The following is an 11,991-nucleotide window of genomic DNA, read 5'->3' on the forward strand; positions in this document are numbered from 1 at the left end:
CGGCTGACCCACCAACCGATCGGACCCCCACCCGATCGCCGGGCCGATGTCAGAGTGGCAGCGCGGACTGCATCTGAGCCCGGAGTTCCGGGGTGAGAAACTCGCCGACCCGGGTCACCAGCAGCGCCATCTCGTAGGCGATGAGACCGATGTCCGCGCCGGGGCTGCTGAGAATGGCYAGGCACGATCCATCCMCGACCGCGGTGACGAACAGGAATCCCTCGTCCATCTCGACAATGGTCTGCCGGACGTTTCCACCCCCGAAGAAACGACCCGCGCCGCGCGCCAGGCTGTTGAATCCGGAGGCCACCGCGSCCAGTTGGTCGGCGGTCGCCCGGTCCATCCCGTACGAGGTGGCGAGCAACAACCCGTCAGAGGAAAGCGCAATCACATAGGTGACTTCGGGCACCTTCTTGACGAGGTTGTTGAGCAACCAGCTCATGTTCTCGGACGGCCCCAGCGGACGCATCAGGTCACCTTTCCTACATCGTCACCGTCGTTCGAAACCTGGCCGTCCGCCAGACCACGACCAAAGTTGTTCTGGAAGGACGACATCATGTTGCGGATCTCTTCCGGGCTCCGTTGCGCGGCGAGTATTCCGGAACGCTCCTCGGGAGTGTCCCGACGAAGCTGTGGCGCGAGACTGGCCCGCCGGGTGCGCTTGGGCAGGCCCACCTCGGTGAAATCGACGGGCAGCTGGCCGTCCGCGCCGGGCCCGGCCGGGTCAGCGGGCTCGTCCGAACGGGCCGAAGGCGCCGGGCGTCCGAGGGGGACGACCGTCTGGCCCATGGCGGGGGTGTCCTCGCGCTGGAATCCCTCGGAGCGTCCCACCGGCCGGCCCAGCGGTGAGGTGAACGGATCGGTTCGGGTGGCCTCCCGCGGGTCGGCGGAGCCGGGCTCACCACCGCGCGACCGCTCCCTGGCCATGGGGCTGTCACCGAACAGCGAGGTGACACGGCTGCCGGGTCCGCCGTCGCCGCCATACTCGGAGCCGGGCGCACCGTCGTGGCCACCCGGACCGGGGACGTCCCGTCCGTCCTGGAAGGGGCCATCCCGGAAGGGCTCCTCCCGGAAGGGTTCATCCCGGAAAGATGTGTCCTGTCCCGGACGGGCCGGCGGACCGCCGGGGTCGTCCGACCCGGGCGTCTGGGGATGGTCCGGGACGGCGGGGTGGGGCTGGTCCCCCACGGCCCTGCGGCCGCCACGCGAACGGCGCGACGGCAGCGGCGGGGGGTCACCGAAGTCGCGGGAGCCGGGCTTCCCGCCCGACCCGCCGTCCGGGTCGGAGYGCGGGGTCGAGGGACGCGGCGGAGCGTCCGAAGGCCTGCCGTTGGAACGGTGCCGCGGGCGGTCGGCGACGAACCAGCTCGATCGCACCGTGGCGAAGACCGGCAGATCGTCGATGAGCGTCTCGTCCTGACCGTGCGCAGCCGCGGCCGCGTCCTCGGAGCGCGCGGGGGGACCGGCGAGGTTGCCGTCCGCGTCCACCAGCGACCCACGGAACCGGTCCTCGTCGATGGCCGGGCCGTCGAGAGCCGGAACCCGCGTCATGGGGAGCGGCGGGGCGATCTGCGCGGGCTCCGGCCGGGCCTCCCCGTCGGTGTCGACCTGCCGCAGCAGCGTGGTCGGCACCAGGACGATCGCCATCGTGCCGCCGTACGGCGAGGACCGCAGCTTCACCGAGATGGAATGCCGCTCGGCGAGCCGACCGACGACGAACAGGCCGAGACGCTCGCTGGTCGACAGGTCGAAGGGAGGCGGGTTGGCCAGCCGCTCGTTCACGGCGTCGAACTCCTCCGGACTCATGCCCAGCCCGCGGTCCTCGATCTCGATCACGAAGCCGTTCGACACCTCGTGCCCGGAGACATGCACCGGCGTGTGGGGCGGAGAGAAGGAGGTGGCGTTCTCGATCAGCTCGGCGAGCRTGTGGATGACGTCACCGACGGCGTGACCGCTGATGGCCCCTCCGTCGATCGACATCACCTGCACCCGGGTGTAGTCCTCCACCTCGGCGACGGCGCCACGGACGACGTCCTTGACCGGGACGGGCCGGCGCCAACCACGGGCCGGCTTGGAGCCGGACAGCACGATGAGGTCCTCGGCGTGCCGGCGCATGCGGGTGGCGAGGTGGTCGAGACGGAAGAGCTCCTCCAGCTCGTCCGGGTCGGTCTCCTTGCGCTCCAGGGCGTCGATCACCTTGAGCTGGCGGTGAATGAGTGCCTGGCTGCGGCGGGCGAGGTTGAGGAACGTGTCCCCGATGCTCTTGCGCATCGCGGCCTGCTCCACCGCGGTCCGCACGGCCACCGCGTGCACGGTGCCAAACGCCTCGGCGAGCTGACCGATCTCGTCCTTGCTCCGGACCTCGACCGGGAATTCCTCCTCGGCCACGTCCACCGGCGACCCGCGGTGCAGACGGTCGACGACCCCGGGCAGCCGCTCGTTCGCGACTTCGAGGGCGCCGCGGCGCAGTCGGCGTAGGTCCCGGATCATCGGGCTCGCCACCAGGAGAGAAATCACCACCGACACCACGAGCACCAGCGCCACGCCGATACCGCTGAGGAGCGCGTCGCGGGTGGCCGAACTGGCGATCTTCGCGCTGGTCGTTGCGAGGTCGGCCGCGATCCGGCGTTCGACCTGCCGCATCGCATTGATCTTCGCGTCGGAGGCCTCCAGCCAGATCTGCGGGGTAACGGTCAGCGGCTGGCCGTTCTGCACGGCGTTGACCGTGCCGTCACGCAATGTCGCGGCGGCCGAGATCGTCCGGCCGACCGTCACGTTGTAGAACTCCTGCTCRTCCGCCGTGGCCGTGGTGCGGAACTGGGCCAGCCAGGCGTCCTCCGCCCCGCTCCTGGTCTGGATCTCCCGCAGCGTGGCCGCATCCGTCTGCTGGAGGAGGATCACGCGGACGACGGCGCCGCGCTGGTGGGCGACCTGTTCCTTGGCCTGCGCGATACTCACCAGTGTGGTGGCACCGTTGACCAGCGAGGTGTTGCGGCTTCCGGCCGCCACCTGGGCGTTGAGGGCGAGGAGATCGTCCACGGCACCCGAGTAGAAAGCAATGTTCTGGTCCACCTGCGCCTGGTGCGCGTCGATCGCCTTGCGCTGCGCAGAGAGCTTGCCGAGGCGTTCCGAGATCGACGCGAGCGTGGTCGCCAGGGTGTCACGACCCGCCGCGGGCAGCGCCGCCTCACCGRCCCGATAGACGGCCAGGGCCTTGTCCACCGGGCCGCGGGCGGCGAGCGCCGCCTGCTCCTGAGCGACGGCCATGTAGTTGGAACCGACATAGGAGTTCGTGGCGTACCGCTCGACCTGCAGGGCCTGGACCAGCTCGTTGCTTTTGATCGAGAAGTCGGCGAGTGCCTTGATGCGGTTGGCGACCCGCACGTTGTCGACGTTCCCCCGCACCTGTATCGCGCTCAGTACCGCGAGCGCAGCCAGGGGGACGACGAGAATCACCACTAGCTWCGAGCGGATGGGCCAATTCTGGAGCATCCGGTCCTCTCGTCCGGCACCCGGGAGTCGAGTGCCTCGTGTGCGGGGGTGAGTAGTCGAGTTCCATCGGGACATGTCACCGGAAGACCACAGACGACAACACCGGGCCAGCGCATTGGAGTAGGCGGTCCGGACATCGGGTGAATGTTCCGGGGGCGCGGACAACTGTAGCGGGTGAAGAACTAGCCCGACTGGGGGCACCCGCCTTCAACGCAAAAGGATGGCGAGGTAGCACCGGGTGACGAACATTCGCGGGCGCGCAACGCGCAACCAGAACCCGCCCCGAATTACATGAGCGCAGCCCGGACCAAACAACGACGATGCGCATGAACTAGCACTGACGGGCAGCAGTCGACGCCAACCGGCGCAGATCCTCCGCGGCCACGAAGGCTCCGATCAACCGGTCGCACCGCGCTCGACAACGCAAACACATCACATGTTGGCATGTTGCTGGAAGCACATCGCACGATCCGAGGCCACACAGATCACACCCTCGCAGCCCACCCGACCCCCGCCCGGGCCGCAGCTCCCACCTCTTGCCAGATCATGAAGAGTGGTTCCATTGTGGACATTGCAGACGTTGTAGACATTGCAGACACCTGGCGACGGGAACTGGGTCACCCCGCCCCAGCAGTCACCCCCGTCGACGATTGCCGATCAGGCGTCGACGATTGCCGATCAGGCCCTACCCGGTCCGCCGAAGCTTCAATCACTCCACAACAACTCCACGACAGACCTCCCCATCAACTCCCGTCCAATGAGCTGCTGCTGAACTGCTGAACTGCTGCGCTAATMGCCGAGCGAGGCCCCGGCTGGCGGAAGCGGCGGAGGTCACGGAAGCGGCGGAGGTGGCACAACTACTTTCACCCGAGGCCAGCCGGTGGCACTGTGCCCCTGAGCACGGTTGACGCCCCCGGGCACGGTTGACGCCCCCGGGCACGGCCGGGTCGGGAGCACGGCCGGGCCAGGGAACCCGACGGACCGGTGAGGAGACACGGATGAGCAGCCAGATCGAGAGCGAACCCGGCCAGGGCGCGCTGACGGTACGGATCAACCGCCCGGAGAAACGCAACGCCCTCACCCAGGCGATGTACCTCGCCCTCGCGGAGGCGTTCGACAAGGCCGAGACCGACCCGGAGATCCGGGTCATCCGGCTGACCGGCAGCGGCGGATCCTTCACCGCCGGCAACGATCTGGTCGACTTTCTGGCCGCCGACGCCCTCCGGGCGGAGGGTCCGACGCTGACCTTCATCCGGACGCTGGCCCGCAGCACGAAACTTCTCGTCGCCGAGGTCGACGGGCCCGCGATGGGCATCGGGACCACGCTGCTGCTGCACTGCGACCTGGTCTACGCGACCGAGCGCAGCACTCTCGGGATGCCGTTCGTCAACCTGGGGGTGATCCCCGAGTTCGGGTCGACCCTCCTGCTACCCCGCCGGGTCGGACCAGCCATCGCTGCCCGCCTCGTCTACTTCGGCGAGTCCCTCGGAGCGGCCGAGGCCGCCCGACTGGGGGTGGTGACCGAGGTACTTCCCGACGCCGAAGCGCTACGCGCCCGGGTCGACGACCGGGTGGCGGCGCTGCTGGCCCAGCCGCCGCAGGCGCTCGCGGCAGCTCGCGCCCTGCTGCACGACGGCGGGACACCGGAGGTGTTGGCGCGCATCGACGTCGAAAGCTCGATCTTCACCGAGCGCCTCGTCAGCGACGAGGCGAGATCCGCGATGACCGCCAGGCTGCCGGGCCGCCACGGCACGTCGGCAGCCGAGGGTTGACCGACCACCCGAGGGCTGACCGACGTCGGTGTCCGCCCGCTCGATGCCGTCCGTGCGATCCGGGAGGACCATCCCCGCAACGGCGACGAGGGCGACCGGTTCGCCCCGTCCGGGCGGGGCATACCGGTGTCTGTGACCCATTCCCTGCCGCACCAACGCGACCGGGGTAGTGCCCTCGGGCACCGGCCTTGGTGGCGCCGCGCCTTCTCCTGCGGCTCCTCCGGTCCGGGGGGGTTCCCCCCGGCTCACAGCGCATTCGGGCTACGCCGCGTCCTCGCTGCGTTCGGCCTGGTGTTCTGCGGGGTCTTCGCCGGTTTCTTCGCCGTCCGGGGGCAGACAGCCGGCGCCGCCTTCCTCGCCTTTCTCGCCCTCGTCRCCATCGTCGATCTGGTCGTCATCCAGCAACGGATCCGGCGCCAGACCGAATGATCCCCACGCCGGTCCGGATGGGCGGTGCTCCCGCATAAGGTGGCCGAGGATCGCCGCGTCCGGCACCGCCAGGCTCGCCCGCCAGCCTGGTCGGTCCGCGCCGATCCGGCTGGCGGAACGAGCAGGAGGATCTCAGTGGGCGGCGGGACGGGCTGCCGACCGAACGGGCGGCGATGAACGATCCGGAGGGCGTCTCCGGGCCGGTGTCGGCTGGCTTCGCGCGCGGCACCACCGACGAGGTGGGCCTGCGCCGCGGGCTTCGCCGGATGCGGCTCATCGCCGGCAGCCTGCTTGCCGCGGTGGTGACGATCTACCTCCTCGCCGCCCGCTGGCAGGCCCACGGTGGCCCGGGGTGGATCGGGTACGTGGCCGCGGCCACCGAGGCGGGCGCGGTCGGCGCACTGGCCGACTGGTTCGCGGTGACCGCRCTGTTTCGCCACCCACTCGGCCTCCCGATCCCGCACACGGCGATCATTCCTCGACGTAAGGACGCGCTTGGTCGGAGTCTGGAGAACTTCGTCGGCACCCACTTCCTCGCCGAGGACGTGATCCGGGAGAAGATCGACGGCATCGGAGTGTCCGCCCGGGTCGGTGCCTGGCTGCGCCAGCCGTCGCACGCCGAACGGGTCACGACCGAGGCGGCGGAGCGGTTCATCGCGGTGCTCTCCGGGATGAACGACGACCTGGTCCGCGAACTCGTCGAGAAGGCGGTGCTGCCCCGCGTCGTCGAACGGCCCTGGGCCGGGGCTCTCGGAATGGCGCTGGAACGGGTGGTCGAGGACCGGCTGCACCATCGACTGGTCGACGTGATCGTCACCGAGGCCGAGACGTGGTTGAAGCAGAACCCGGAGGTCTTCGCCCGCACCGTGCAGGAGCGGGCACCAAGCTGGTCTCCGAAGTGGCTGGACGAGGCGGTCGCGGCCAAGGCGTACAGCGAGGCGCTGCGCTTCACCGAGGCGCTGCGCACCGACCCCGAGCACCGGGCACGCCGCGCCCTGGACGCGTTCCTGCGCGGCTTCGCCGGCCGGCTGCGCACCGACGAGGCGCTGGGACGGCAGGTCGAGCAGATCAAGTACCGGCTCCTGGCCCATCCCGAGGTCGACCGGGTGATCTCCGCCATGTGGGCCACGGCGAAGAGCATCCTGCTCGATCTTGCCTCCGATCCGGGCAGCACGGCCCGGGTCCGCGCGACCGACGAACTCGCGGCCTTCGGCGCCCAGCTCGCCACCGATCCGGAGCTGGCGCGCACCGTCGACCACACCGTGGCGAACGCGGCCACCCGCGTGGTGTGCCGGCACAAGGACGACATCGCCGCGGTCATCGGAGATACTGTCGGCCGCTGGCAGCCCGACGAGGCCTCCCGGCGCATCGAGCTGCACGTCGGTCGCGACCTGCAGTTCATCCGGATTAACGGCACCGTCGTCGGCGCCCTCGTGGGACTGATCATCCACCTGGTCACCGAACTCGCCTTCTGACGCAACGGGTGGAGCTGAGGGAAGCATGCGGGGCAACGAGGACGATCGCCGTGGCGACGAGCGTGGGAGCCGGCCCGGCCCGGATAACCGACAGCTCGTCCGGGGACTGTCATGGCCGACGCCACCCGGTCGGCCCACCCTGCCGGTCGTCGGACTGATCATGCTGGTCTGGTTCGGACTGATCACCCGGATCGGCCACTACGACGTCGACGTCTTCCTGCGGGCCGGCGCGGCCGTGCGGCACGGGCTCGATCCCTATCCCGCCCCCGGCACGGGTGCGGTGTACTCCGGCTTCGCGTTCGTCTACCCCTACCTCACGGCGATGCCGTTCGCGCCGCTGTCCTGCCTGGCACATGCGGACGACATCTTCGTCGCGGGATCCGTGCTCGCCCTGCTCGGCGGGACCCACCTCGCCGGCGCCCGGGACTGGCGGGTGTACGCGCTGGTCATCGCCCCGTCGTGCACCATCATCGGGCTGCAGATGGGCACCCTCAACGCGTTGCTGTTCGCGGGGCTGGCACTGGCCTGGCAACGACGCGACCGGCCCTGGACCTGTGGCGGCGTCGTCGCGTTGCTCGTCTACAGCAAGCTGTTTCTCGCGCCGCTGCTGCTCTGGCTGCTGCTCGCCCGCCGGTTGCGGGCCTGGATGGTGGCCCTCGCCGGTCTCGGCGCCCTGTTCCTGGCCGGTGAGCTGCTCAGCCCGGTGGGAACAGCGACCTACGTCGGCATGCTGGACGCGCTCGCCCGGGCGGAGGCCCCGAACGGGCTCAGCCTCACCGGCCTGCTTGTCAACATCGGTGTCGCGATGGAGGCCGCCGCGTCGATCGCCCGGCTCTGCGCCCTGGCCGTCCTCGCGGTCTGCTGGGCGGCCACCCGGCGGGGCCACGACGAACGGCTGCTGTTCGCCGGTGCCGTCGCCGCCGCGATCCTCGCCTCCCCGATCGTGTGGAGCCACTACCTTCTCCTGCTGGTCGCACCGCTGCTCGTACTCAGCGCGCCTCGTCCAAGCCTCGCGGACGCCGGGGTCGGACCGGGCTGCCGGKTCGGATCCGGTGCCCCCATCGGGCCGGACCCCGCCGTGGGATCGGGCACTCCGGTGAGACCGGGCACCGCCGCGGGATCGGGCACTCCGGTGGAACCACCCACGTGCGTGGGGCCGGTCTCCCCCGGTCCGACCGCCGCGTTCGCCGTGAGCTCCTGGTTCCTCGTGACGCCCCACCGCAGCACCACCATGGAGCTGCTGGCTGTCACGGCGATCCTCGGGCCACTCGTGCTGAGCTCGCTGCACGCCGGTCGGACGTCGCGGCCGTCGGCCACCCGGCGACGGACCGTCGCGGCGGCGGGCGGGCGGGCTGCGACGCCCGCCAGGCTCAGGCTCGCGGTCGGGCTCGGGCTCGCGGTCGTGTTCGGGCTCGGTGACGCGGTGGTGAATCTCGCGGCGGGGCACAGCGCGGCCGGGCGGGTGGTGGGTGCTTACGGGACACTCGTCGGCGTCGTCACCCTGGTGGCCTGGGCCGGGCACGTCACCGCCCGCGACCGGGGACTGCGCACCGCGGCCGGCGACCCGCTCGCCCGAAAGAGCAACCCGGGACGAACCAGCGGGTGAGCCCGAGACGTACAGCCGCAGGATCGGCGTCTCTCACACTCCGCGTGGCGGAACGGCGATGTACCTTGAACAGAACGACGGCTTGCAAGGCCGTCCGCGCCCGGCCGAACGGTCGGGTGTGCGAGGTCGGTGCGAGCGCCCTAGCGGGGATGACCCGCCGGTGGGTCCGGTCGCGAAACCCGGCCGTACCCCCGGCCTCCGGACGATACGCGGACTGGTGTGGGACACCTCATCCAGTCCGGGTGGACCCATGGCGGCCCTGACCTGATCGGCGGATCCTCTGTCTCAGTACGGAAACTCCCAGTCCCACCCGGGCCAGCAGTCCCCCGGCTCCCAGCAGTCGCACGCCCCGCAGCGCCAGCCTCGCCCGGCCCGGGGCCGCGGCGGTCCGGGCGGTGGCGGGGCCCGGGGTGGCGGCCGCGGCGCCGGCGGGCGCGGCCCGCGGTACAGCGGCTCCCGTTCCGGTGGCCCGGCGCGCCCGGCCGGACCGACCATCACCACGCGTGAGCCCCGGCCGCCGGCCGAGTCCTTCGAGGCCGCGGGCCTGCCCCGCCGGCTTATCAAGGCGCTGGCCGACCGGGACATCGCCGCCCCGTTCCCAGTCCAGGCATCGACCCTGCCCGACGTCCTCGCCGGGGAGAACGTCCTCGGCCGGGCCCGGACCGGCTCGGGCAAAACGCTCGCCTTCGGGCTGCCGCTGCTCGCCCGCCTGGCCGGCCAGGGGCCGGCCCAGCCCCGCCGGCCCCGTGCGCTCGTCCTCGTGCCGACCCGCGAGCTGGCCCAGCAGGTCAACGACGCGCTTGAGCCCCTGACCAAGGCGCTCAACCTCCGGCTCGCGCCGGTGTACGGCGGGACGTCCATCAGCCGGCAGATCTCCGCGCTGCGCCGCGGTGTGCACCTGGTCGTCGCCACCCCGGGTCGGCTCACCGATCTGGTGGAGCGCGGCGCGTGCGTGCTGGACGGGATCGAGATCACGGTCCTGGACGAGGCCGACTTCATGTGTGACCTCGGCTTCCTGCCCGCGGTGAAGGCACTGCTCGACGCCACTCCGGCGGACGGGCAGCGGCTGCTGTTCAGCGCGACGCTCGACCGGGAGGTCGAGGTGCTCGTGCGCGACTACCTGCCCGACCCGGTCCTGGTCGCGGTGGACTCCGAGGTCTCCCAGGTCACCACGCTCGCCCGGCACGCGCTCGAGGCCGTCGACCGGGCCGCGCAGGTCGCCTTGGTGACCGCGCTCGCCGGCGGCTCGGGGCGCACCCTGGTGTTCGTGCGCACCCAGCGTGACGCCGACTGGGTGGCCGAGTCGCTGAGCCGGGCCGGGGTGCCGGCCGAGCCGCTGCACGGCGGAATGCCACAGGGGGCGCGGACCCGGGCGCTGGCCGGTTTCACCGACGGCTTCTACCGGGTGCTGGTCGCCACCGACGTCGCCGCCCGCGGCATCCACGTTGACGGCATCCGGCTCGTCGTGCACCTCGGTCCGCCGGAGGACGCCAAGACCTACCAGCACCGAGGCGGACGGACCGCCCGAGCCGGCGCCGACGGTGCGGACGTGCTCGTCACCCTGCCCGCCGAACGCGGCAAGGTGCGCGGGCTGCTGCGCGCCGTCGGGATCGAGGCGAGGCCGATCCCGACGACCGCCGACGATCCGATCGTGCTCGAGCTCGCCGGGCCGCCCGCGCCCCGGATCAGCAAGGACGAGATCCCGCTAGCCCGCACGGGCGGCGGGCGGGGACCGCGCGGCGGCGGTACGCCTCGCGGCAACGAGCACCGGCCCGCCCGGCGAGAGGGGCACCGGTTCGGGCGGCCGGCGACCGGGCACGGCCGCCCGCCGCGCCGGGGCGCCGCTCCCGGAACGGCCTCCACCGCACCGGCACCGACAGCCTGACCGCCGGCTCCGGCGCGCCCCTGCGGGCCCGACCGGACGTCCCGCCCCGGCCGCGGGCTCCGGCCGACCGGCCCCGGTTTCGACCGGGCCGGTTGGCCGGTTGAACGCGCCTGACCAACGGCTCGCGCATGCTCTGCGCACGATCCGCGCATGCCAGGGCCATCCGACGGCCAATGAAGGGCGCAACGCATCGCCATCGTTCGGATTTGTGGTGTGACCAGGATCACTTGGAGACTTTGCGCGCCACGTCCACTCGATACCGTTTTAGGGACAGGTGTCGGTAACGATGGAAGGAGCGTTGCGCATGGAACAGGATGAGACGACCCACCTGGTCCCGGGGCTTTCCCTACCAGGTCAGCGGGAGACCGGCTCCGGCGTCCTCGACGGCGCGGAGGTCTTCGAGCCGGCCACGGAGACATTCTCGTTCGGGTCCGTCGCAAACCCGAACCGGCTCCGGCTCGGCGCCTCCCGGTCACTGTGACTTCTGGAGGTCGGCCGCCGTCGGGCGGCCGGCCTTGCTGTTTCACCGTCGGCTTCACCGCTGGCGGGTCTGTCGGCCACGAGGAGCGTCGTCCTACCGTCACAGCATGAGCAGCCGCGACGTGACCGCCCCCTCGGTCACCACACCCCCGGTGACCACACCCCCGGTTTCGGCGGACCCGTTCGGYCGGGAGAACCACCGGTCGTTCTGGGCCCAGCTGGACGGGCCGGTGCACTACGTCGACCTCGGGGGGGCCACCCGACGGCCCGCTGCTGCTGTGCGCGCACGGTCTCGGCGGCTCCCACCTCCCCTGGCTCGCCTTCGCCCCACTGCTCACCCCGGTCTGCCGGTCCCCCGCCTCGCCGCGGCGGTCCTCGCGTACCGCCGCGGCCGCTACACCCCCCACCAGCTCGTCGACGAGAACCTGCGGCGGCTCTGCGCCGACCCCGGCCGCGTCCCGCCGGCGGCGATCGCGGCGATGGTGCGCGCGCAGAGCGAGCGCGGCGGGATCCCCGGCGCGGACCAGGCGTACGTGGGAGCGGCGCGCTCGGTCGTCTGGTCACTGGTGCGCCCGGCCTCGCTCGCGCACATGGTCCGCACCGTCCGGCAACCGACGCTGCTCGTCCACGGCTCCGCCGACCGGCTGATCCCGGTGGGCGTGGCACGCCATGTCGCCGCGGAACGCCCGGACTGGCGGGTGGAGATCCTCGACAGGTTCGGCCACATGCCGATGCTTGAGGCGAAGGCTCACCGCCGAGCTGGTGCTGGACTGGCTGGGCCGGGAGGCGGCGCACGCCCGGCGGCGGCGGTGGCGGCCGACTGACGCCGCCGGGCATCGGACCCGCTGGCGA

General features: G+C 71.7%; 9 protein-coding genes. 7 read left to right on the plus strand and 2 right to left on the minus strand.

Annotated features, from left to right (window positions below):
* Positions 1 to 49: 49 nt before the first annotated feature.
* Together CcI156_RS05805 and CcI156_RS05810 are read right to left on the minus strand one after the other, a co-directional pair.
* Positions 50 to 469, minus strand: a complete 420-nt coding sequence (locus CcI156_RS05805) for a roadblock/LC7 domain-containing protein (RefSeq protein WP_076804651.1) — start codon at positions 467 to 469, stop codon at positions 50 to 52.
* Positions 469 to 3,456, minus strand: coding sequence for a nitrate- and nitrite sensing domain-containing protein (locus CcI156_RS05810; protein WP_371681765.1), 2,988 nt, complete (start codon positions 3,454 to 3,456; stop codon positions 469 to 471). Before CcI156_RS05810 ends, CcI156_RS05805 begins: the two co-directional genes overlap by 1 nt.
* Before the next feature lie 1,034 nt (positions 3,457 to 4,490).
* On the opposite strand from CcI156_RS05810, the gene CcI156_RS05815 reads away from it, so the two are divergent.
* From CcI156_RS05815 to CcI156_RS24540, 7 genes are all read left to right on the plus strand, one after another.
* Entirely contained in the window at positions 4,491 to 5,264 is a 774-nt protein-coding gene (locus tag CcI156_RS05815) for an enoyl-CoA hydratase-related protein (protein WP_011437248.1), read from the plus strand.
* Positions 5,265 to 5,390: 126 nt separating this feature from the next.
* Complete coding sequence (locus CcI156_RS05820) at positions 5,391 to 5,693, plus strand: DUF6343 family protein (protein ID WP_083718320.1); 303 nt, start codon at positions 5,391 to 5,393, stop codon at positions 5,691 to 5,693.
* A 173-nt stretch (positions 5,694 to 5,866) separates the two neighbouring features.
* A complete protein-coding gene (locus tag CcI156_RS05825) occupies positions 5,867 to 7,168 on the plus strand; it encodes a DUF445 domain-containing protein (protein ID WP_023840773.1) in 1,302 nt (433 codons plus the stop codon).
* A 25-nt stretch (positions 7,169 to 7,193) separates the two neighbouring features.
* Complete coding sequence (locus tag CcI156_RS05830; protein ID WP_076804657.1) at positions 7,194 to 8,774, plus strand: glycosyltransferase 87 family protein; 1,581 nt, start codon at positions 7,194 to 7,196, stop codon at positions 8,772 to 8,774.
* A 616-nt stretch (positions 8,775 to 9,390) separates the two neighbouring features.
* On the plus strand, positions 9,391 to 10,659 hold the full coding sequence (locus CcI156_RS05835; RefSeq protein ID WP_035731820.1) for a DEAD/DEAH box helicase: 1,269 nt from the start codon (positions 9,391 to 9,393) through the stop codon (positions 10,657 to 10,659).
* Between the two features lie 304 nt (positions 10,660 to 10,963).
* Positions 10,964 to 11,140 (plus strand): hypothetical protein, encoded by a 177-nt coding sequence (locus CcI156_RS25485; protein WP_023840775.1) that lies wholly within the window; start codon positions 10,964 to 10,966, stop codon positions 11,138 to 11,140.
* Between the two features lie 106 nt (positions 11,141 to 11,246).
* Complete coding sequence (locus CcI156_RS24540; RefSeq protein ID WP_051569466.1) at positions 11,247 to 11,963, plus strand: hypothetical protein; 717 nt, start codon at positions 11,247 to 11,249, stop codon at positions 11,961 to 11,963.
* Positions 11,964 to 11,991 lie beyond the last annotated feature (28 nt).

This window comes from Frankia sp. CcI156 (genome assembly GCF_001983015.1).
In the GTDB taxonomy this organism is placed as follows: domain Bacteria; phylum Actinomycetota; class Actinomycetes; order Frankiales; family Frankiaceae; genus Frankia; species Frankia casuarinae.